This is a genomic window from Streptomyces sp. MUM 203J (assembly GCF_022414595.1).
GTDB lineage: Bacteria > Actinomycetota > Actinomycetes > Streptomycetales > Streptomycetaceae > Streptomyces.
This window is the reverse complement of the sequence record NZ_JADWYO010000029.1, coordinates 39,238-58,996: the sequence shown is the minus strand read 5'-3', so window position 1 is coordinate 58,996 and position 19,759 is coordinate 39,238. Positions and strand designations below refer to the sequence as shown.

Here is a 19,759-nt window from a genome sequence, read left to right as displayed (position 1 = left end):
GCCGGCCGGCTGGAGGAGTCTTCCACAGGCGGGGTTGTCCACAGGCATGGCGAGCGGCCGCGGGGCCCTTCACCATGGGAGATCCAAGCCCGTCCGGCCTTCGGGGACGAGTGCCGTTTCGTCGTGAGCGGAGGCCTGGGGGCGAAGCCCTCCCACGCGGCGGCGCCGCGTACCGATACGACCGGAAGGAGCGGGGCAGAGGAAGGAGCCGCCGGTCAGGCCCCGGCCTCAGTCCCGCCGCCCACTCTCCGGCATGCCCCCGCCCCGCACCGCGTACAGCACCGCCCCCGCCGCGACGACCCCCGCACCGGCCATGACCGACGACAACGGAAGGGAGAACGCCAGGGCCAGACACCCCGCCAGCCCGCCCGCCGCCAGGACGCGCGTCCAGGACAGCCGCGCCGTCAGCGTCCACGCCGACGCGTTCGCGACCGCGTAGTACAGCAGCACACCGAACGACGAGAACCCGATCGCGTCCCGCAGATCAGCCGTGGCCGCCACGGCCGCGACCAGCGCCCCCACCGCCAGCTCCGCGTGATGCGGCACCCGGAACCGCGGATGCACGGCGGCGAGCGTACGGGGCAGATGGCCGTCCCGGGCCATCGCCAGGGTCGTACGGGACACACCCAGGATCAGCGCCAGCAGCGAACCGAGCGCCGCCACCACCGCGCCCACCCGTACCACCGGGCCCAGCCATTCGGCTCCGGCCGCCCGCACCGCGTCCGCCAGCGGAGCCGCCGACCGGCCCAGCTCCCCCGAGCCCAGCACCGACAGAACGGAGACCGCCACGCACACATACGCCACCAGCGCGATACCCAGCGCCAGCGGGATCGCCCGGGGGATCGTCCGCTCCGGCTCCCTGACCTCCTCGCCCAGGGTCGCGATCCGCGCATAGCCGGCGAACGCGAAGAACAGCAGTCCGGCAGCCTGCAGCACACCACCGGCCGAGGCGTCCCCGCCCAGTTCCAGCCGCCCGAAGTCCGCTGCGTCCGCACCGAGGGAGGAGACCACCACGGCCGCGAGCACCGCCAGCACCACCGCCACGACGGCGCGCGTCACCAGCGCCGACTTCTGCACCCCTCCGTAGTTCACCGCGGTCAGTGCCACCACCGCGCCGACCGCCACCGCGTGTGCCTGCTCCGGCCACGCGTAGGCGCCGACCGTCAGCGCCATCGCCGCGCACGACGCGGTCTTGCCGACGACGAACGACCAGCCCGCGAGGTACCCCCAGAAAGGCCCCAGCCGTTCGCGGCCGTACACATACGTGCCCCCTGACGCCGGGTAGCGCGCGGCCAGACGCGCCGACGCCATCGCGTTGCAGTACGCCACCACCGCGGCCAGCGCCAGGCCCACCAGCAGCCCGCTGCCCGCAGCCCCGGCGGCCGGGCCGAGCGCGGAGAACACGCCGGCGCCCACCATCGACCCCAGTCCGATCACGACCGCGTCGAAGACACCCAGAGACCTCCGCAGTTCCCCTGTCATGGACCGCACCCTACTGACCAGCGCAACCTCCGCAGGTACCCCTGGCGTCCTCCCGGACGACACCCGTGGAACGTACGAGAGAAGGGGACCACATCCATGACCATCATCAGCTGGATCGTGCTGGGCCTGCTGGCCGGAGTCATCGCCAAGGTCCTGCTCCCGGGGCGCGACCCGGGCGGGCTGATCGGCACCACCGTCATCGGCATCGCCGGAGCACTCCTCGGCGGCTGGATCTCCGCCCGCTTCCTGGACCGGCCGATCAGCAACGAGATCTTCGACGGAGCGACCTGGCTCGCGGCGATCGGCGGCTCACTGGTGCTGCTGATCGGGTACCGGATCCTGTTCGGCCACTCCCGGTCCCGCTAGCGTGCGGCGTCGGTCCCGTACCGCAGGCCGGTCTCGCGCAGGGTGATGTTGAGCCGCCCGGCGCGCATCCCCAGGGCCGGGTCGCCCGTGCCCGGATACACCCTCGGAACAGCGTGATACGCGAACCGGGACGCCCCGCCGAAGACGAACAGGTCGCCGGAGGCCAGCTCCACGTCGGTGTACGGCCGCCCCCGGCTCTCCGGGTTCCCGAACCGGAACACACAACGGTCACCGATGCTCAGCGACACGACCGGCGCGTCGGAGCGCTCCTCCCTGTCCTGGTGCATGCCCATGCGGGCCTCGGCCTCATAGAAGTTGACCAGTGCGGCATCCGGGGCGTAACGACGTGCCTCCGCGCGGTCCCCTGCGAGGCCGCCCCCGTCAGCGCCGTCCCCGTAAGCGGCGGCCACCGCTGCCCGCCCCAGGTCGCCCAGCCAGTCCGGGAAGGGCACGACCCGGGCCCCGTTCACATCGTCGGCGGTCCGGGAGTAGCGGTACGGCAGCCAGTGCCAGCCCAGGCACACCGTGCGGACCGACATGACGCCGCCTCCCGGCAGCACGGTGTGCCGCAGCGGAACCGGGCCGCGGGCCCAGGCCCGGCAGGCTGCGACCAGTTCCCGTTGCCGGGTGACGGACAGCCAGTCCGGTACGTGCACGGCGCCGGGTGCGATCTCGGTCCGCCGCCGGGGCAGGACGAACAGCCCGCCGCCCGTCACCGGACGAGTGCCCCCTCCAGGCCGAGCAGCAGTTCCTTGCGTTCGGACCCGGCCGCATAGCCGCGCAGCGAGCCGTCCGCGCCGATCACGCGGTGACAGGGCCGCACCACGAGCAGCGGGTTGCGTCCGATGGCGGTGCCCACTGCCCGTACCCCGGCGCCGCGCGAGCCCACCCTCGCCGCGATCTCCCCGTACGTGACGGTGGTGCCGTACGGGATGCCGTCCAGCGCCCGCCAGACGCGCCGCTGGAACTCGGTGCCGGCAGCGGCGGCGTACGGCACGTCGAACCGGGTGAGGCATCCGGCGAAGTACGCGTCCAGTTGCCGGGCGATCAGGGCGAAGGCGCCGGGCGTCTGCCGCCATCCGTCCTGCACCGTCGCGCCGCCCTTCTGCTCCGGCAGCGACAGGGAGGCCAGCGCGGCACTTCCGTCCGGCCGCTCCTCGCCCACCAGAAGGATCTCGCCCAGCGGGCTCCCGACCCGCGTGTACACAGTCATGCCTCGCCGTCCCTTCCTCTGCCGCCAGTGTGACGCGCGGGTCCGCCGGGTGGCTGGCGGTTTTCCGACACGAGGGTCACCGCACGCGCGGCCCGGCGAGCGCGGCCCGGCGCGAGGCGGGGGCGGACCGGCTGCTCGCCGTGTCCGCCCCCGTCCCGACCGCGCACGTCACATGAGCCGCGAGAGATCAGCGGTAGTTCACGAACTGGAGGGCGAAGTCGAAGTCCTGACCCTTCAGCAGGGCGATGACGGCCTGGAGGTCGTCGCGGCTCTTCGAGCTGACCCGCAGCTCGTCGCCCTGCACCTGCGCCTTGACGCCCTTGGGGCCCTCGTCGCGGATGATCTTCGCGACCTTCTTGGCGTTCTCCTGGGAGATGCCCTCCTCGATGGTGGCGAAGATCTTGTACTCCTTGCCGGAGATCTGCGGCTCACCGGCGTCCAGCGACTTCAGCGAGATGCCCCGCTTGATCAGCTTCGACTGGAAGACGTCGAGGATGGCCTTGACCCGCTCCTCGGAGTTGGCCTGCATCAGGATCTTGTCGCCGGACCACGAGATCGACGCGCCGACGTTCTTGAAGTCGTAGCGCTGCGCGATCTCCTTCGCCGACTGGTTGAGGGCGTTGTCGACCTCCTGCCGCTCGACCTTCGAGACGATGTCGAAACTGGAGTCGGCCATGTCCTGTGGCTCCTTGCGTCGGGGGCGTGGGGATCGGCCGGAACGCGCCGACCGCGATCCCAAAGCCTAGCCACCCCCACCCACCCCGGTCGCTGATCGAATCCGGTGGCGGAGCACCCCACGGGATCAGGTATTGTTTACGTCGTTGCCGGGGAGCGCCGCCGAGAGGCCGGTCTCCAGGGCGATATCCCAGGCGGTGTGCCCGAGTGGCCAATGGGAGCGGACTGTAAATCCGTCGGCTTAGCCTACCCAGGTTCGAATCCTGGCGCCGCCACGCCAAAGAAGCGGCCCCGGCCAGCAGAGATGCTGGCCGGGGCCGCTTGGCGTTCGGGCTCAGAGGGGCGGGGCGGCCCCGGAGGGCCGGGGCCGGCTCAGTTGCCCGCTACGGCCTTCACCGCGACCGGGACCGGGACCGAGCCGGCGATCAGCTCCAGGGTCAGGCCGGCGGTGGCCGGAGTGTCGACGAGCTCGGCCAGGGTGGCTGCCACGTCGTCACGGGAGACGGGGCCGCGGCCTGTTGAGGCTTCGAGGCAGACCAGGCCCGTGCCCGGTTCGTCGGTGAGCAGACCGGGGCGCAGGACCGTCCAGTCGAGACCCGGGCGGGCCCGGATGTTCACGTCCGCCTCGCCCTTCGCGCGCAGGTAAGCGTCGAACACCTCGTCGCCCGGGTGCGCCGGGTCGGCGCGCATGGCGGAGACGACGAGTACGCGCCGCACCCCCGCGCGCTCCGCCGCGTCCGCGAGCAGGACCGCCGCGTCCCGGTCCACCGTCACCTTGCGGGCCGCACCGCTGCCCGGGCCCGCGCCCGCCGCGAACACCGCGGCGTCGGCGCCCTGGAGCACCGCCGCCACCATCTCCACCGACGCCGACTCCAGGTCCATCACGACCGGCTCCGCGCCCGCCTCCCGCAGGTCGTCCGCCTGCTCCGGCTTGCGGATGACGCCCGCGACCTCGTGCCCGGCCGCCGCCAGCAGCCGTTCCAGGCGCAGGGCGATCCGACCGTGTCCTCCAGCGATGACAATGCGCATGCTCACGACCGTACGGCCTGCCACGCGAGAACGCTCACGGGCGCGTGTCCGGGCGTGCCTGGCGGGGGAGTTCGAGCGCCGCCGCCGAGTCGCAGTACTCGCGCACCGCGCTGGTCCGCGCCACCACCCGTCCCCGGTGGATCACGATCCTGCTGTACGCGAGGGACAGCACGCCCGGCAGCCCCTCCCCCCGCACCGCCAGCAGCTCCGCCGGGAACCCCGCCTCCACCCGCACCGCCGGCAGCCCCATCGCCTCCCGCGCCGCCGAGCCCACCGCCCCGTACGCCTCCTCCGGTGCCAGCCCGGCCTGCGAGGCCAGCAGGTACGCCGACTCCAGCGGGTCGCCCCGCCCCACCGGGTTCGCCACGTCCCGCAGCGCCCCGCTCCCCGCCGCCAGCCGCACCCCGGCCGCCCGCAGCAGGCGCGCCGGCGCCACCGCCCGCACCTCCGTCCCCCCGCACCCGCCCTGCGGCAGGCACACCACCGTCACGTCCGCCGCCGCCAACTGGTCCGCCACCCGGCTCCGGGCGTCCCCGGGCAGCCGCCCCAGCGCCCCGCACGGCCCGATCGCCACCCCCTGCCGCTGCCCGCCCGCCACCGCCGCCAGCCGCGCCAGCCGGGCCGGATCGTCCCCGTCCGTGTGCAGGTCCACCGGGCACCCGTGCTCGGCCGCCACCTCCAGCACCGCCTCCACGTACCCCGCCGGATCCGGGTCGAGGTCCGGACAGCCCCCCACCACCGCGGCGCCCATCTTCACCGCGTCCCGCAGCATCGCCAGTCCGTCCGCCCCCGCCACCCCCGTCAGCAGCCTCGGCACCGCCACCGCCGTCAGCTCCGTCAGCCCGCGCAGCGCCCGCCGCGCCTGGAGCACCGCCTCCAGCGACGCCAGCCCCTGCACGTCCCCGATCCGCACATGGGCGCGCAGCGCCGTCGCCCCGTGCCCGAGCTGGAGCAGCGCCGCCTCGGTCGCGCGGCGCTGGACGTCCTCCGGCGCGTAGGACACGGGTCCCGGCGGCTCGGCGCTGAGTGCCGTGTCCGGGTGGGCGTGCGGCTCGGCGGGGGCGGGGAGCAGCAGGTAGCCGGCCAGGTCCACCCGCGTGCCCCGCGCGTCGAGGCTGCCGGGCGTTCCGACCGCCTCGATACGGGCGCCCTTGAGTCTCACGTCGACGGTGCGGCCGTCCACGAGCCGGGCGCCGCACAGCAGCAGCGCGGTCGTGTCGGTGGTGGCGCCCTCGGGCCGCCGAGGCTGCTGGCTGTCGGAGGACATGGGGCTCCTCGCGGGAAGGGGGGAAGATCGCGGAGCGTGAGGCGAGCCTAGGCGCCGCCAGGCCGGGCTTCGAGGAGGAACGCAATAGTCGTACCGGCTCGGGCGTCCGGGGGAGGCCGGGATCCGGGCCGGGGCCGGGACCTGGATCGGGCCGGGGCCGGGCGGGAATCGGATTTGGGTGAACCGGCGCCGACCGTGTAATGTCTTCATCGCTCGCCCCAATAGCTCAGTCGGCAGAGCGTCTCCATGGTAAGGAGAAGGTCAACGGTTCGATTCCGTTTTGGGGCTCTGGTGTTGGGTGATCCTCACCTTCCGGTGAGGTGATCCGTGGCATCAAAGCGGTGTAGCTCAGTCGGTAGAGCAAGCGGCTCATAATCGCTGTGTCACCGGTTCAAGTCCGGTCACCGCTACTTTCAGTAGCCGATTGTGGGGTCGGTCCTTCGATCGGCTACTCTTTTCTGCGTTCCATCCGTCCATCCGTCCGTCAAGGAGCACTCACGTGGCTGCCACCGACGTCCGCCCGAAGATCACGCTGGCCTGCGTGGAGTGCAAGGAGCGGAACTACATCACCAAGAAGAACCGGCGCAACAACCCGGACCGTCTTGAGATGAAGAAGCACTGCCCGCGCTGCAACGCGCACACCGCGCACCGCGAAACGCGCTGAATCAGGCTCGCACACGAGGCCGTCCCCACCGGGGGCGGCCTCGTGTCGTTTCCCCGCAGATCACCGAGTACGGCTCACCGAGCAAGACCGCAGGAGGTACGCGTCCATGGCGCTCGACCAGTCCTTCGTGGGGCGGACCTACCCGCCCACCGCCCCGTACGAGGTGGGGCGGGAGAAGATCCGCGAGTTCGCGGAGGCCGTCGGGGACTCGAATCCCGCCTTCGTCGACAGGGAGGCCGCACAGGCCCTCGGCCATGCCGATGTGATCGCCCCGCCCACCTTCGTGTTCGCCATCACCTTCAAGGCCGCCGGCCAGGTCGTCCAGGACCCGCAGCTCGGGCTGGACTACAGCCGCGTCGTGCACGGCGACCAGAAGTTCGCGTACAGCCGTCCCGTACGGGCCGGGGACCGGCTCGCCGTCACCTCGACGATCGAGGCGATCAAGTCCCTCGCCGGGAACGACATCCTCGACATCCGCGGTGAGGTGCACGACGAGGCGGGCGAGCATGTCGTGACCGCGTGGACCAAGCTCGTCGCGCGCGCGGCAGAGGAGGCGTGAGACAGATCATGACCGCGAAGATCGCATTCGACGAGGTCGAGGTCGGTACGGAACTCCCGGCGCGGAGCTTCCCCGTGACGCGCGCCACGCTCGTGCAGTACGCGGGCGCCTCCGGCGACTTCAACCCGATCCACTGGAACGAGAAGTTCGCGCGGGAGGTCGGGCTGCCGGACGTCATCGCGCACGGCATGTTCACCATGGCCGAGGCGATCCGGGTCGTCACGGACTGGGTGGGCGACCCCGGCGCGGTCGTCGAGTACGGCGTGCGGTTCACCAAGCCGGTCGTCGTGCCGAACGACGACGAGGGAGCGGTGATCGAGGTCAGCGGCAAGGTCGCGGCGAAGCTCGACGACAAGCGGGTACGCGTCGACCTGACGGCCATGAGCGGCGGCCAGAAGGTGCTGGGCATGTCCCGCGCGGTGGTCCAGCTCGCCTGACCGCGGCCGCCCCGAGGGCGTGCACGCGTGCGGGCCCGCGCCCCTTAGGCTTGCACGCGTGCAGGAACTTCACGATGCTCCCCTCGCCCCGCTGACCACCTTCCGGCTCGGGGGGCCCGCCAACCGGCTGCTCACCGCCGCCACGGACGACGAGGTCGTCGCCGCCGTCCGCGAGGCCGACGCGGCGGGGGCACCGCTTCTGGTCATCGGCGGCGGGTCCAACCTGGTCATCGGGGACAAGGGCTTCGACGGCACGGCCCTGCGCATCGCCACCCGCGGTCTCACCCTCGACGGCACCCGCCTGGAGCTGGCCGCGGGCGAGGTCTGGACCGACGCGGTCGCCCGTACCGTCGAGGCCGGGCTCGCCGGAATCGAGTGCCTGGCCGGCATCCCCGGCTCGGCCGGGGCGACCCCGATCCAGAACGTGGGGGCGTACGGCCAGGAGGTCTCCTCCACCATCACCGAGGTCGTCGCCTACGACCGCCGCGCCGAGAGCGTCGTCACCCTCGCCAACGCAGACTGCGGATTCGGCTACCGGCACAGCCGGTTCAAGGCCGAGCCCGAGCGGTACGTCGTGCTGCGCGTCCGCTTCGAGCTGGAGGACGCCCAGGGCATGAGCGCGCCCGTCCGGTACCCGGAGACCGCCCGCGTGCTCGGCGTCGAGGCCGGTGACCGCGTCCCGCTCGCCACCGCCCGTGAGACCGTCCTCGGCCTGCGCGCGGGCAAGGGCATGGTCCTCGACCCCGACGACCACGACACCTGGTCCGCCGGGTCCTTCTTCACCAACCCGATCCTCACCGACAGCGCGTACGAGGAGTTCCTGGGGCGTGTGCGGGACCGGCTCGGGCCCGACGTCACCCCGCCCGCCTACCCCGCCGGGGACGGCATGACCAAGACCTCCGCCGCCTGGCTCATCGACAGGGCCGGATTCGCCAAGGGATACGGCTCCGGACCCGCGCGCATCTCCACCAAGCACACGCTCGCTCTCACCAACCGCGGCGACGCCACCGCCGAGGACCTGCTGGCCCTCGCCCGCGAGGTCGTCGCAGGCGTACGGGACGCCTTCGGCGTCACGCTCGTCAACGAGCCGGTGACCGTGGGCGTCAGCCTCTAACCGCCCGCCGGGGGCATCGCCAGCCAGTCGTCGATCCCGTCCAGCAGTTTCCGCTTCACGTCCTCCGGGGCCACCGAGCCCCGGACCGACTGCCGGGCCAGCTCCGCCAGCTCCCCGTCCGTGAAGCCGTGGTGCGTGCGGGCGATCTCGTACTGGTCCGCGAGCCGCGCTCCGAACAGCAGCGGGTCGTCCGCGCCGAGCGCCATCGGCACGCCCGCCTCGAACAGCGTCCGCAGCGGTACGTGACCGTGCTGCTCGTACACCCCGAGCGCCACGTTCGACGCCGGGCACACCTCGCAGGTCACGCCCCGCTCGGCCAGCCTGCGCAGCAGCCTCGGGTCCTCGACCGACCGCACCCCGTGGCCGATGCGGGACGCCTTCAGGTCGTCCAGGCAGTCCCGCACCGACGCGGGCCCGGTCAGCTCACCGCCGTGCGGCGCCGCCAGCAGCCCGCCCTCACGCGCGATCGCGAACGCCCGGTCGAAGTCGCGGGCCATCCCGCGCCGCTCGTCGTTCGACAGGCCGAAGCCCACCACGCCCCGGTCCGCGTACCGCACCGCCAGCCGTGCCAGCGTCCGCGCGTCCAGCGGGTGCTTCATCCGGTTCGCGGCCACCAGGACCCTGATTCCCAGGCCCGTCTCCCGCGAGGCCGTGTCCACCGCGTCCAGGATGATCTCCAGCGCCGGGATCAGCCCGCCGAGCCTCGGCGCGTACGAGGTCGGGTCGACCTGGATCTCCAGCCAGCCGGAGCCGTCCCGTACGTCCTCCTCGGCGGCCTCCCGCACCAGCCTCCGGATGTCCTCCGGGGCCCGCAGGCACGACCGGGCGATGTCGTACAGGCGCTGGAACCGGAACCAGCCCCGCTCGTCGGTCGCCCGCAGCTGCGGCGGCTCCCCGCCGGTCAGGGCCTCCGGCAGATGCACGCCGTACTTGGCGGCCAGCTCCAGGAGGGTGGCCGGACGCATCGAACCCGTGAAGTGCAGGTGGAGATGGGCCTTCGGCAGAAGTCTCAGATCGCGCACGTGCTCCATTCGGGGATCCTGCCGCACGAGGCCGCCCGACGGCAGCCCCTTTCTCCGAACGGGGAGATCTGGAACGAACATGCGAAGAGGCACCGACTCACGTGAGCCGGTGCCCCCCTGGTGTCCCGGAACCGCGTCAGTCCCGCGCCTCCGCCAGCAGCTTCTGCATCCGGCTCACGCCCTCGACCAGGTCCTCGTCGCCCAGCGCGTACGACAGCCGCAGATAGCCCGGGGTGCCGAACGCCTCACCGGGCACCACCGCGACCTCGACCTCCTCCAGGATCAGCGCGGCCAGCTCGACGCTGGTCTGCGGGCGCCTGCCCCGGATCTCCTTGCCGAGCAGGCCCTTCACGGACGGGTAGGCGTAGAACGCGCCCTCCGGTGTCGGGCAGACCACGCCGTCGATCTCGTTCAGCATCCGCACGATCGTCTGGCGGCGGCGGTCGAACGCCTCGCGCATCTTCGCGACCGCGTCCAGGTCACCCGAGACCGCCGCGAGAGCGGCGATCTGGGCCACGTTGGAGACGTTCGAGGTGGCGTGCGACTGGAGGTTCGTCGCGGCCTTCACGATGTCCTTCGGGCCGACGATCCAGCCCACCCGCCAGCCCGTCATCGCGTACGTCTTCGCCACGCCGTTCACCACGATGCACTTGTCCCGCAGCTCGGGGACCAGCGCCGGGAGCGAGGTGAAGACCGCGTCGCCGTACACCAGGTGCTCGTAGATCTCGTCCGTCAGCACCCACAGGCCGTGGTCCGCGGCCCAGCGGCCGATCGCCTCGGCGTCCTCGCGGGAGTACACCGCGCCGGTGGGGTTGGACGGGGAGACGAAGAGCACGACCTTCGTACGCTCCGTGCGGGCCGCCTCCAGCTGCTCGACGGACACCCGGTAGCCGGTCGTCTCGTCGGCCACGACCTCCACCGGGACACCGCCCGCGAGGCGGATCGACTCGGGGTACGTGGTCCAGTACGGGGCCGGGACGATGACCTCGTCGCCCGGGTCGAGGATCGCGGCGAACGCCTCGTAGATGGCCTGCTTGCCGCCGTTGGTCACGAGGATCTGGGACGGGTCCACCTCGTAGCCGGAGTCGCGGAGCGTCTTGGCGGCGATCGCCTGCTTCAGCTCCGGCAGGCCGCCGGCGGGCGTGTAGCGGTGGTACTTCGGGTTGCGGCAGGCCTCGACGGCCGCCTCGACGATGTAGTCGGGGGTCGGGAAGTCGGGCTCGCCCGCGCCGAAGCCGATCACGGGGCGGCCGGCGGCCTTGAGGGCCTTGGCCTTGGCGTCCACCGCGAGAGTCGCGGACTCGGAGATGGCGCCGATTCGGGTGGAGACCCGGCGCTCGGTGGGTGAGGACGGAGTTGCAGCGCTCATGGGTGCCATGCTTGCAGACCGGACCCCGGCCGTGTGGGGCCACCCGTCCGAGCGGGCCGCCTGTCCGGTGCGCCGCCCATGGGCACGACCGGGTCCCGGCGCGGGGCTCGCGGGCATTCTGTTCGACGTGGGGGCCATGACCACGTACACTCTCTGCTCGTTGGCCTTCACCGACCACGCCGCACGAGTACTCACGGAGCACTCCCGCGGATGCTGTAAGTTGGGGGAGAACCACAAAGGGTCGTAGCTCAATTGGTAGAGCACTGGTCTCCAAAACCAGCGGTTGGGGGTTCAAGTCCCTCCGGCCCTGCTACACACACCGCCAGGATGTGTGCGCAGGTATGTACTTCTTTGCACCGCCGTGCGGCTCCACCCGGGCGCGGCACGGCCGACCCGGAATCAGGTGAGAGACGTGACGGACGCCGTAGGCTCCATCGACATGCCTGATGCTGAGGACGAAGCACCCGAGTCGAAGAAGAAGACCCGCAAGGGCGGCAAGCGCGCCAAGAAGGGCCCGCTGGGCCGTCTCGCGCTCTTCTACCGCCAGATCGTCGCCGAGCTGCGCAAGGTCGTCTGGCCGACTCGCCATCAGCTCACCACGTACACGACTGTCGTGATCATCTTCGTGGTCATCATGATCAGTATGGTCACCGTGATCGACTTCGGCTTCACGGAAGCAGTCAAGTACGTCTTCGGCTGATTCCCGCGGAGGGCGCCCACCGGCGCCCCTTTTCGCATGTTCCACCCCATCTGTATCCAGGAAGAAGCAGCCACCGTGTCTGACCCGAACCTGAACGAGTCCGCCAAGGACGAGCTCGACATCGTCAAGGCGGCCGACGAGGACCAGGCGGAAGCTGCGGACGCCGCTGTCGACGAGACGGCCGAGGAAGCCGCGCTTCACGTCGAGGACGCCGAGGGCGTCGAGGCCGTCGTGGAGGGTGCAGGGGAGGAGGAAGCCGAGGAGGAGGCCGCCGAGGCCGAGCCCGAGGCTCCCGTCGACCCCGTCGCCGCGCTCCGCGAGGAGCTGCGCACCCTGCCGGGCGAGTGGTACGTCATCCACACCTACGCGGGCTACGAGAAGCGCGTGAAGGCGAACCTGGAGCAGCGTGCCGTCTCGCTGAACGTCGAGGACTTCATCTACCAGGCCGAGGTGCCCGAGGAAGAGATCGTCCAGATCAAGGGCGGCGAGCGCAAGAACGTCAAGCAGAACAAGCTGCCCGGCTACGTGCTGGTCCGCATGGACCTGACGAACGAGTCCTGGGGCGTCGTGCGCAACACCCCCGGTGTCACCGGCTTCGTCGGCAACGCCTACGACCCCTACCCGCTGACCCTGGACGAGATCGTCAAGATGCTCGCCCCGGAGGCGGAGGAGAAGGCCGCCCGCGAGGCCGCAGAGGCCGAGGGCAAGCCGGCGCCCGCCCGCAAGGTCGAGGTCCAGGTCCTGGACTTCGAGGTGGGCGACTCGGTCACCGTCACCGACGGTCCGTTCGCCACCCTGCAGGCCACCATCAACGAGATCAACGCCGACTCGAAGAAGGTCAAGGGCCTTGTCGAGATCTTCGGCCGCGAGACCCCGGTCGAGCTGAGCTTCGACCAGATTCAGAAGAACTGAAGCTGGTAGACGGCGCGCTCGCCCGCGTACTTCCGGACAGGTCAGAGGCTGGGGTTATCCCGCCTCTGACCTGCTCGGTTTTTGGACGTACACCGATACCCGTTATCGTTGTGCGGTATGCCTCCATCCGGATGATGCGGGTGGAAGCGGAAAACTCTCACTAGGACCCGGAGAGAGCAATGCCTCCCAAGAAGAAGAAGGTCACGGGGCTGATCAAGCTCCAGATCCAGGCCGGCGCCGCCAACCCGGCCCCGCCTGTCGGCCCGGCGCTGGGTCAGCACGGCGTCAACATCATGGAGTTCTGCAAGGCCTACAACGCCGCGACCGAGTCGCAGCGTGGCTGGGTCGTCCCGGTGGAGATCACGGTCTACGAGGACCGTTCCTTCACCTTCATCACGAAGACCCCGCCGGCCGCCAAGATGATCCTCAAGGCCGCCGGTGTGCAGAAGGGCTCCAGCGAGCCGCACAAGACCAAGGTCGGCAAGATCACGCCGGCTCAGGTCCGCGAGATCGCCACGACCAAGATGCCCGACCTGAACGCGAACGACGTCGAGGCCGCGGAGCAGATCATCCTCGGTACCGCTCGTTCCATGGGCATCACCGTCGAGGGCTGACCAGCTCCCTGAGTCACGCGGCGGTAGCCGCAGATCGAGCACAGCTCAGTGGCAGGACCAGGCGCTGGTCCGGACCACGACTCCATACCTGAAAGCACAGGAGAAGCAGTGAAGCGCAGCAAGGCTCTGCGGGCCGCGGACGCCAAGATCGACCGGGAGCGCAACTACGCTCCCCTCGAGGCCGTCCGGCTCGCCAAGGAGACCGCCAGCAGCAAGTTCGACGGCACCGTCGAGGTCGCCTTCCGCCTGGGTGTCGACCCGCGCAAGGCCGACCAGATGGTCCGCGGCACCGTGAACCTTCCGCACGGCACCGGCAAGACCGCCCGGGTCCTGGTCTTCGCGACCGGTGACCGTGCTGCGGCCGCGGAGGCCGCCGGCGCCGACATCGTCGGCTCCGACGAGCTGATCGACGAGGTCTCGAAGGGCCGTCTGGACTTCGACGCCGTCGTCGCCACCCCGGACCTCATGGGCAAGGTCGGCCGCCTCGGCCGTGTCCTCGGCCCGCGTGGTCTGATGCCGAACCCGAAGACCGGCACCGTCACCATGGACGTCGCCAAGGCCGTCACGGACATCAAGGGCGGCAAGATCGAGTTCCGTGTCGACAAGCACGCGAACCTGCACTTCATCATCGGCAAGGTCTCCTTCGACGAGGCCAAGCTGGTGGAGAACTACGGCGCGGCCCTGGAGGAGATCCTCCGTCTGAAGCCGTCCGCCGCGAAGGGCCGCTACATCAAGAAGGCGACCCTGACCACCACCATGGGCCCCGGCATCCCGCTGGACTCGAACCGCACCCGTAACCTCCTCGTCGAGGAGGACCCGGCCGCGGTCTGAGCCTGAGGCTCCGTCTGGTCGGACACCGGCTCCCACGCCTCTGAGGAGGCGTGGGAGCCGGTTCTCGTTGTCCGGTGAGGCCGCCGGGTGCCACCGGGGCGCCGCGGGTGCTGTGCGGCCCCTGGGCCGGTCCGGGATCGATTTGCCTGATGCGCGACCCGTCCCGTACGCTTCCACGGAAGCCAAAGACCGCTGGTCGCTGCTGTGCCCGTTTCGGGCGTGGCCGCCGAAGGATCCGCTAGCTGCGGACGGCCCGCGCAGGTGTTCATGGAAGTTTCTCCTGGGACGTTTTCGCGTTCTGGTCGAGTCACGCCCTGTGCGCCTGCGCCGGGGCGTTTCGTTTTGCCCAGTCCCTCCTTCATGCGATCCCCCGCGGTCCGAATCACCCGGAAGGAGGCCGAGGCTCATGGCGACGTCCGACAAGGTCGCAGCTGTTGAGGAGATCACGCAGAAGCTCCGTGACTCCAACGCAGCTGTGGTGACCTCTTACACCGGACTGAGCGTGGCGCAGCTCAAGAACCTGCGCCGTTCTCTCGGCGAGAACGCTCAGTACGCCGTGGTGAAGAACACGCTGACCAAGATCGCGGCCAAGGAGGCCGGGATCGAGCTGGACGAGCACCTCGCGGGCTCCACGGCTGTCGCCTTCGTGACCGGTGACCCGGTCGAGGCGGCGAAGGGTCTTCGTGACTTCGCCAAGGACAACCCCGCACTCGTCATCAAGGGCGGTGTCCTTGAAGGCAAGGTGCTGTCCGCCGACGAGATCAAGAAGCTTGCGGACCTCGAGTCCCGCGAGGTTCTGCTCAGCAAGCTGGCGGGTGCCTTCAAGGGGAAGCAGTCCCAGGCTGCTTCCGTCTTCCAGGCGCTCCCGTCGAAGCTCGTCCGCACCGTGGACGCTCTTCGCGCCAAGCAGGCCGAGCAGGGCGGTGCCGAGTAATTCGGCTCGCACATTGATCGCCGCCTGACCTAGGCGACGGTCGCAGCGGGCCAAACGTACGCCCGCCACACATGTACATCCCGGCACCAGCCGAATGAGTGGAAGGACCGCCATCATGGCGAAGCTCACCCAGGACGAGCTGCTCGCGCAGTTCGAGGAGATGACCCTCATCGAGCTCTCCGAGTTCGTCTCCGCCTTCGAGGAGAAGTTCGACGTCACCGCCGCCGCCGCCGCGCCGGTCATGGTCGCCGGCGGTGCCGCCGGTGGCGCTGCCGCCGAGGCCGTCGAGGAGAAGGACGAGTTCGACGTCGTCCTCACCGGCGCCGGCGACAAGAAGATCCAGGTCATCAAGGTCGTCCGCGAGCTGACCTCCCTCGGCCTGAAGGAGGCCAAGGACCTGGTCGACGGCACCCCGAAGCCGGTCCTGGAGAAGGTCAACAAGGAGGCCGCTGACAAGGCCGCCGAGGCCCTCAAGGGCGCCGGTGCCTCCGTCGAGGTCAAGTGACCTCTCACGGGTCCTCTGACTCGTACTGACGCCCCTTGGCGGGCGTGACGAAGGGCGATCACCCATCCGGGTGGTCGCCCTTCCGTCGTTGTGTGGCGGCCGGGTTGCACTGGGGCTCTGGGAGAGTATGGTGATCTTCGCCGTGCGCCCCGCGGGAGCCGGGGGCCTTGACGAACCGCACGCAGCGCGCAATTCTCAGGACGCGTCGGCACACGATCCAGGATCCGAGGCATGGATCGTTGACCGAACGGGCAGTATCGATGTGCGCTGGACGGCGCGAGGTGCGCGAAGTTGAGAACAACGAGGGTCGCGATCTACTCGCCCTGGACATCAGTGGGCCAAGTGGCTACACTGACCCTTTGCGCTGCCTGTTAGCTGCTCCCTGCCCGTCACCAGGGGCATCCCCTCGCAAGAGCACAGTTGACCGAGTGCCCTGACCTGGCCCTTTGGCTCCGTCAGGAACATTCCGTGTCGCTGGGCCCGGCTGGGAACCGGTACGCGCGTAGTGAGTCCGAGCCCTCGGAAGGACCCCCTCTTGGCCGCCTCGCGCAACGCCTCGACCGCGAATACGAACACCGGCGCAAGCACTGCTCCGCTGCGCATCTCCTTTGCAAAGATCAAGGAGCCCCTCGAGGTTCCGAACCTGCTCGCGCTGCAGACCGAGAGCTTTGACTGGCTGCTCGGCAACGCCGCGTGGAAGGCTCGTGTCGAGGCGGCTCTGGAGAACGGACAGGACGTTCCCACCAAGTCCGGTCTGGAAGAGATCTTCGAGGAGATCTCGCCGATCGAGGACTTCTCCGGGTCGATGTCGCTGACTTTCCGCGACCACCGCTTCGAGCCCCCCAAGAACTCGATCGACGAGTGCAAGGAGCGCGACTTCACGTACGCCGCGCCGCTCTTCGTCACGGCCGAGTTCACCAACAACGAGACCGGCGAGATCAAGTCCCAGACGGTCTTCATGGGCGACTTCCCGCTCATGACGAACAAGGGCACGTTCGTCATCAACGGCACCGAGCGTGTCGTGGTGTCGCAGCTCGTCCGCTCGCCGGGTGTCTACTTCGACTCGTCGATCGACAAGACGTCCGACAAGGACATCTACTCCGCCAAGATCATCCCGTCCCGGGGTGCCTGGCTGGAGATGGAGATCGACAAGCGCGACATGGTCGGTGTCCGCATCGACCGCAAGCGCAAGCAGTCCGTGACCGTCCTCCTCAAGGCGCTCGGCTGGACCACCGAGCAGATCCTGCAGGAGTTCGGTGAGTACGAGTCCATGCGCGCCACCCTGGAGAAGGACCACACCCAGGGCCAGGACGACGCGCTGCTCGACATCTACCGCAAGCTCCGTCCGGGCGAGCCCCCCACGCGTGAGGCCGCCCAGACGCTGCTGGAGAACCTCTACTTCAACCCCAAGCGCTACGACCTGGCCAAGGTCGGCCGCTACAAGCTGAACAAGAAGCTCGGCGCCGACGAGCCGCTCGACGCCGGTGTGCTGACCGTCGACGACATCATCGCGACGATCAAGTACCTGGTGCAGCTGCACGCCGGGGAGACCGAGACGGTCGGAGCCGCCGGCTCCACGATCGTCGTCGAGACCGACGACATCGACCACTTCGGCAACCGCCGTCTGCGCAACGTGGGCGAGCTCATCCAGAACCAGGTCCGCACGGGTCTGGCCCGGATGGAGCGCGTCGTGCGCGAGCGCATGACCACTCAGGACGTCGAGGCGATCACGCCGCAGACCCTGATCAACATCCGGCCGGTCGTCGCCTCCATCAAGGAGTTCTTCGGCACCAGCCAGCTGTCCCAGTTCATGGACCAGAACAACCCGCTGTCCGGGCTGACGCACAAGCGTCGTCTGTCCGCGCTCGGTCCGGGTGGTCTGTCCCGTGAGCGGGCCGGCTTCGAGGTCCGAGACGTGCACCCGTCCCACTACGGACGCATGTGCCCGATCGAGACCCCCGAAGGCCCGAACATCGGTCTGATCGGTTCGCTCGCCTCGTACGGCCGCGTCAACGCGTTCGGCTTCGTCGAGACGCCGTACCGCAAGGTCGTCGACGGCCAGGTCACCGACGAGGTGGACTACCTGACCGCCGACGAGGAGGACCGCTTCGTCATCGCCCAGGCCAACGCGCCGCTGACCGAGAACCTGCGGTTCGCCGAGCCGCGCGTGCTGGTCCGCCGCCGCGGCGGCGAGGTCGACTACCTCAGCCCCGAGGACGTCGACTACATGGACGTCTCGCCGCGCCAGATGGTGTCGGTCGCGACCGCCATGATCCCGTTCCTCGAGCACGACGACGCCAACCGTGCCCTCATGGGCGCGAACATGATGCGCCAGGCCGTGCCGCTGATTAAGTCCGAGTCCCCGCTCGTCGGCACCGGCATGGAGTACCGCTCCGCCGTCGACGCCGGCGACGTCGTCAAGGCCGAGAAGGACGGTGTGGTCCAGGAGCTGTCCGCGGACTACATCACCGTCACCAACGACGACGGCACCTACATCACCTACCGGCTGGCCAAGTTCGCCCGCTCCAACCAGGGCACCTCGGTCAACCAGAAGGTCGTCGTCGCCGAGGGCGACCGGGTCATCGAGGGCCAGGTCCTCGCGGACGGCCCGGCCACCGAGAACGGCGAGATGGCGCTGGGCAAGAACCTGCTCGTGGCCTTCATGCCGTGGGAGGGCTACAACTACGAGGACGCGATCATCCTGTCGCAGCGCCTCGTCCAGGACGACGTCCTCTCCTCGATCCACATCGAGGAGCACGAGGTCGACGCCCGTGACACCAAGCTGGGCCCCGAGGAGATCACCCGGGACATCCCGAACGTCTCCGAAGAGGTCCTGGCCGACCTCGACGAGCGCGGCATCATCCGTATCGGTGCCGAGGTCGTCGCCGGTGACATCCTCGTCGGCAAGGTCACCCCGAAGGGTGAGACCGAGCTGACCCCCGAGGAGCGCCTGCTCCGCGCGATCTTCGGTGAGAAGGCCCGTGAGGTCCGCGACACCTCGCTGAAGGTGCCGCACGGCGAGACCGGCAAGGTCATCGGTGTGCGCGTCTTCGACCGCGAGGAGGGCGACGAGCTTCCCCCGGGCGTGAACCAGCTGGTCCGCGTCTACGTGGCGCAGAAGCGCAAGATCACCGACGGTGACAAGCTCGCCGGCCGTCACGGCAACAAGGGTGTCATCTCCAAGATCCTGCCGATCGAGGACATGCCGTTCCTGGAGGACGGCACCCCGGTCGACATCATCCTCAACCCGCTCGGTGTGCCGTCCCGAATGAACCCGGGACAGGTCCTGGAGATCCACCTCGGCTGGCTCGCCAGCCAGGGCTGGGACGTCTCCGGCCTCGCCGAGCAGTGGGCCGAGCGGCTCCAGAGCATCGGCGCCGACCGCGTCGAGCCGGGCACCAACGTCGCGACCCCCGTCTTCGACGGCGCCCGCGAGGACGAGCTGGCCGGTCTGCTGGAGCACACCATCCCGAACCGCGACGGCGACCGCATGATGCTGCCGTCCGGCAAGGCGCGTCTGTTCGACGGCCGCTCCGGCGAGCCGTTCCCGGACCCGATCTCCGTCGGGTACATGTACATCCTCAAGCTGCACCACCTGGTCGACGACAAGCTGCACGCCCGGTCGACCGGCCCGTACTCGATGATCACCCAGCAGCCGCTGGGTGGTAAGGCTCAGTTCGGTGGGCAGCGCTTCGGTGAGATGGAGGTGTGGGCGCTGGAGGCGTACGGCGCCGCCTACGCCCTCCAGGAGCTGCTGACCATCAAGTCCGACGATGTCACCGGCCGTGTGAAGGTCTACGAGGCCATCGTCAAGGGCGAGAACATCCCCGAGCCCGGCATCCCGGAGTCCTTCAAGGTGCTCATCAAGGAGATGCAGTCCCTGTGCCTCAACGTGGAGGTGCTGTCCTCGGACGGCATGTCCATCGAGATGCGCGACACCGACGAGGACGTCTTCCGCGCCGCGGAGGAGCTCGGCATCGACCTGTCCCGGCGCGAGCCGAGCAGCGTCGAAGAGGTCTGACGGGTCCGGCCGGCCGGATGGCCCCCATCCGGCCGGCCCCGCCCA

The 19,759-nt window shown here is 69.9% G+C and carries 20 protein-coding genes and 4 tRNA genes; 16 read left to right on the top strand and 8 right to left on the bottom strand.

Translation table 11 applies throughout. The features are described 5' to 3' along the window. Nucleotides 1-228 precede the first annotated feature (228 nt). The gene (locus I3F58_RS16760) at nt 229-1,482 is read right to left on the bottom strand and encodes an APC family permease (RefSeq protein ID WP_240109416.1); all 1,254 of its coding nucleotides are present in this window, start codon (nt 1,480-1,482) and stop codon (nt 229-231) included. A 96-nt stretch (nt 1,483-1,578) separates the two neighbouring features. Here I3F58_RS16760 and I3F58_RS16755 point away from each other — a divergent pair, with 96 nt between their 5' ends. Further along, the gene (locus I3F58_RS16755; RefSeq protein ID WP_240109415.1) at nt 1,579-1,848 is read left to right on the top strand and encodes a GlsB/YeaQ/YmgE family stress response membrane protein; all 270 of its coding nucleotides are present in this window, start codon (nt 1,579-1,581) and stop codon (nt 1,846-1,848) included. Here I3F58_RS16755 and I3F58_RS16750 read toward each other — a convergent pair. From I3F58_RS16750 to I3F58_RS16740, 3 genes are all read right to left on the bottom strand, one after another. Continuing rightward, nucleotides 1,845-2,564, bottom strand: a complete 720-nt coding sequence (locus I3F58_RS16750; protein WP_240109414.1) for an alpha-ketoglutarate-dependent dioxygenase AlkB — start codon at nt 2,562-2,564, stop codon at nt 1,845-1,847. The two genes, I3F58_RS16755 and I3F58_RS16750, sit on opposite strands and share 4 nt — an antisense overlap. Further along, nucleotides 2,561-3,061, bottom strand: coding sequence for a methylated-DNA--[protein]-cysteine S-methyltransferase (locus I3F58_RS16745; protein ID WP_240109413.1), 501 nt, complete (start codon nt 3,059-3,061; stop codon nt 2,561-2,563). Before I3F58_RS16745 ends, I3F58_RS16750 begins: the two co-directional genes overlap by 4 nt. A gap of 187 nt (nt 3,062-3,248) precedes the next feature. Continuing rightward, nucleotides 3,249-3,737 carry a YajQ family cyclic di-GMP-binding protein gene (locus I3F58_RS16740; protein ID WP_240109412.1) on the bottom strand — a complete coding sequence of 163 codons (489 nt, stop codon included), beginning with the start codon at nt 3,735-3,737 and terminating at the stop codon, nt 3,249-3,251. A gap of 192 nt (nt 3,738-3,929) precedes the next feature. Between I3F58_RS16740 and I3F58_RS16735 the strand changes: the two genes are divergently transcribed. Then, nucleotides 3,930-4,011, top strand: a tRNA-Tyr gene (locus I3F58_RS16735). Between the two features lie 97 nt (nt 4,012-4,108). Here I3F58_RS16735 and I3F58_RS16730 read toward each other — a convergent pair. Continuing rightward, nucleotides 4,109-4,765: an NAD(P)H-binding protein gene (locus tag I3F58_RS16730; protein ID WP_240109411.1), complete on the bottom strand. Its 657-nt coding sequence runs from the start codon at nt 4,763-4,765 to the stop codon at nt 4,109-4,111. Nucleotides 4,766-4,799: 34 nt separating this feature from the next. Then, nucleotides 4,800-6,032: an amidohydrolase family protein gene (locus I3F58_RS16725; RefSeq protein WP_240109410.1), complete on the bottom strand. Its 1,233-nt coding sequence runs from the start codon at nt 6,030-6,032 to the stop codon at nt 4,800-4,802. Nucleotides 6,033-6,247: 215 nt separating this feature from the next. Between I3F58_RS16725 and I3F58_RS16720 the strand changes: the two genes are divergently transcribed. The 6 genes from I3F58_RS16720 (at nt 6,248) to I3F58_RS16695 (ending at nt 8,806) form a co-directional block, all read left to right on the top strand. Beyond that, nucleotides 6,248-6,320: transfer RNA gene (locus tag I3F58_RS16720), tRNA-Thr, on the top strand. Between the two features lie 49 nt (nt 6,321-6,369). Further along, a tRNA-Met gene (locus tag I3F58_RS16715) sits at nt 6,370-6,442 on the top strand. An 89-nt stretch (nt 6,443-6,531) separates the two neighbouring features. Continuing rightward, the gene (rpmG, locus tag I3F58_RS16710; RefSeq protein ID WP_003948671.1) at nt 6,532-6,696 is read left to right on the top strand and encodes a 50S ribosomal protein L33; all 165 of its coding nucleotides are present in this window, start codon (nt 6,532-6,534) and stop codon (nt 6,694-6,696) included. Nucleotides 6,697-6,802: 106 nt separating this feature from the next. Then, entirely contained in the window at nt 6,803-7,255 is a 453-nt protein-coding gene (locus I3F58_RS16705; RefSeq protein ID WP_240109409.1) for a MaoC family dehydratase N-terminal domain-containing protein, read from the top strand. An 8-nt stretch (nt 7,256-7,263) separates the two neighbouring features. Beyond that, nucleotides 7,264-7,692, top strand: a complete 429-nt coding sequence (locus tag I3F58_RS16700) for a MaoC family dehydratase (protein WP_240109408.1) — start codon at nt 7,264-7,266, stop codon at nt 7,690-7,692. A 58-nt stretch (nt 7,693-7,750) separates the two neighbouring features. Next, nucleotides 7,751-8,806 (top strand): UDP-N-acetylmuramate dehydrogenase, encoded by a 1,056-nt coding sequence (locus I3F58_RS16695; RefSeq protein WP_240109407.1) that lies wholly within the window; start codon nt 7,751-7,753, stop codon nt 8,804-8,806. On the opposite strand, the gene I3F58_RS16690 is transcribed toward I3F58_RS16695, so the two are convergent. After that, nucleotides 8,803-9,837, bottom strand: a complete 1,035-nt coding sequence (locus I3F58_RS16690; RefSeq protein WP_240109406.1) for an adenosine deaminase — start codon at nt 9,835-9,837, stop codon at nt 8,803-8,805. The genes I3F58_RS16695 and I3F58_RS16690 overlap by 4 nt on opposite strands. 127 nt (nt 9,838-9,964) lie before the next feature. Next, nucleotides 9,965-11,197, bottom strand: a complete 1,233-nt coding sequence (locus tag I3F58_RS16685; protein WP_240109405.1) for a pyridoxal phosphate-dependent aminotransferase — start codon at nt 11,195-11,197, stop codon at nt 9,965-9,967. Nucleotides 11,198-11,434: 237 nt separating this feature from the next. Between I3F58_RS16685 and I3F58_RS16680 the strand changes: the two genes are divergently transcribed. The 8 genes from I3F58_RS16680 to rpoB all read left to right on the top strand — a co-directional run bounded on the left by I3F58_RS16680 (nt 11,435) and on the right by rpoB (nt 19,714). Further along, nucleotides 11,435-11,507 (top strand) — tRNA-Trp (locus tag I3F58_RS16680). 102 nt (nt 11,508-11,609) lie between these two features. Then, entirely contained in the window at nt 11,610-11,897 is a 288-nt protein-coding gene (gene secE, locus I3F58_RS16675; protein ID WP_240109404.1) for a preprotein translocase subunit SecE, read from the top strand. Nucleotides 11,898-11,972: 75 nt separating this feature from the next. Next, nucleotides 11,973-12,809, top strand: a complete 837-nt coding sequence (nusG, locus tag I3F58_RS16670; protein WP_374207986.1) for a transcription termination/antitermination protein NusG — start codon at nt 11,973-11,975, stop codon at nt 12,807-12,809. 179 nt (nt 12,810-12,988) lie between these two features. Beyond that, entirely contained in the window at nt 12,989-13,423 is a 435-nt protein-coding gene (gene rplK, locus I3F58_RS16665) for a 50S ribosomal protein L11 (RefSeq protein WP_240109402.1), read from the top strand. Between the two features lie 108 nt (nt 13,424-13,531). Continuing rightward, entirely contained in the window at nt 13,532-14,254 is a 723-nt protein-coding gene (gene rplA, locus I3F58_RS16660; protein ID WP_240109401.1) for a 50S ribosomal protein L1, read from the top strand. 406 nt (nt 14,255-14,660) lie between these two features. Further along, complete coding sequence (rplJ, locus tag I3F58_RS16655) at nt 14,661-15,188, top strand: 50S ribosomal protein L10 (RefSeq protein WP_240109400.1); 528 nt, start codon at nt 14,661-14,663, stop codon at nt 15,186-15,188. 115 nt (nt 15,189-15,303) lie between these two features. Further along, complete coding sequence (gene rplL / locus I3F58_RS16650) at nt 15,304-15,693, top strand: 50S ribosomal protein L7/L12 (RefSeq protein ID WP_240109399.1); 390 nt, start codon at nt 15,304-15,306, stop codon at nt 15,691-15,693. Between the two features lie 535 nt (nt 15,694-16,228). Further along, nucleotides 16,229-19,714 carry a DNA-directed RNA polymerase subunit beta gene (rpoB, locus tag I3F58_RS16645; protein WP_240109398.1) on the top strand — a complete coding sequence of 1,162 codons (3,486 nt, stop codon included), beginning with the start codon at nt 16,229-16,231 and terminating at the stop codon, nt 19,712-19,714. Nucleotides 19,715-19,759: the final 45 nt, after the last annotated feature.

Excerpts from the sequence above, each read along its gene's own strand:
- I3F58_RS16705 (WP_240109409.1), top strand. The coding sequence starts at position 6,803 with ATGGCGCTCGACCAGTCCTTCGTGGGGCGGACCTACCCGCCCACCGCC.
- I3F58_RS16685 (WP_240109405.1), bottom strand. The coding sequence starts at position 11,197 with ATGAGCGCTGCAACTCCGTCCTCACCCACCGAGCGCCGGGTCTCCACC.
- I3F58_RS16745 (WP_240109413.1), bottom strand. The coding sequence starts at position 3,061 with ATGACTGTGTACACGCGGGTCGGGAGCCCGCTGGGCGAGATCCTTCTG.
- rplL (WP_240109399.1), top strand. The coding sequence starts at position 15,304 with ATGGCGAAGCTCACCCAGGACGAGCTGCTCGCGCAGTTCGAGGAGATG.
- I3F58_RS16760 (WP_240109416.1), bottom strand. The coding sequence starts at position 1,482 with ATGACAGGGGAACTGCGGAGGTCTCTGGGTGTCTTCGACGCGGTCGTG.
- I3F58_RS16740 (WP_240109412.1), bottom strand. The coding sequence starts at position 3,737 with ATGGCCGACTCCAGTTTCGACATCGTCTCGAAGGTCGAGCGGCAGGAG.
- I3F58_RS16690 (WP_240109406.1), bottom strand. The coding sequence starts at position 9,837 with ATGGAGCACGTGCGCGATCTGAGACTTCTGCCGAAGGCCCATCTCCAC.
- I3F58_RS16725 (WP_240109410.1), bottom strand. The coding sequence starts at position 6,032 with ATGTCCTCCGACAGCCAGCAGCCTCGGCGGCCCGAGGGCGCCACCACC.
- I3F58_RS16700 (WP_240109408.1), top strand. The coding sequence starts at position 7,264 with ATGACCGCGAAGATCGCATTCGACGAGGTCGAGGTCGGTACGGAACTC.
- rplK (WP_240109402.1), top strand. The coding sequence starts at position 12,989 with ATGCCTCCCAAGAAGAAGAAGGTCACGGGGCTGATCAAGCTCCAGATC.
- I3F58_RS16755 (WP_240109415.1), top strand. The coding sequence starts at position 1,579 with ATGACCATCATCAGCTGGATCGTGCTGGGCCTGCTGGCCGGAGTCATC.
- rplJ (WP_240109400.1), top strand. The coding sequence starts at position 14,661 with ATGGCGACGTCCGACAAGGTCGCAGCTGTTGAGGAGATCACGCAGAAG.
- I3F58_RS16730 (WP_240109411.1), bottom strand. The coding sequence starts at position 4,765 with ATGCGCATTGTCATCGCTGGAGGACACGGTCGGATCGCCCTGCGCCTG.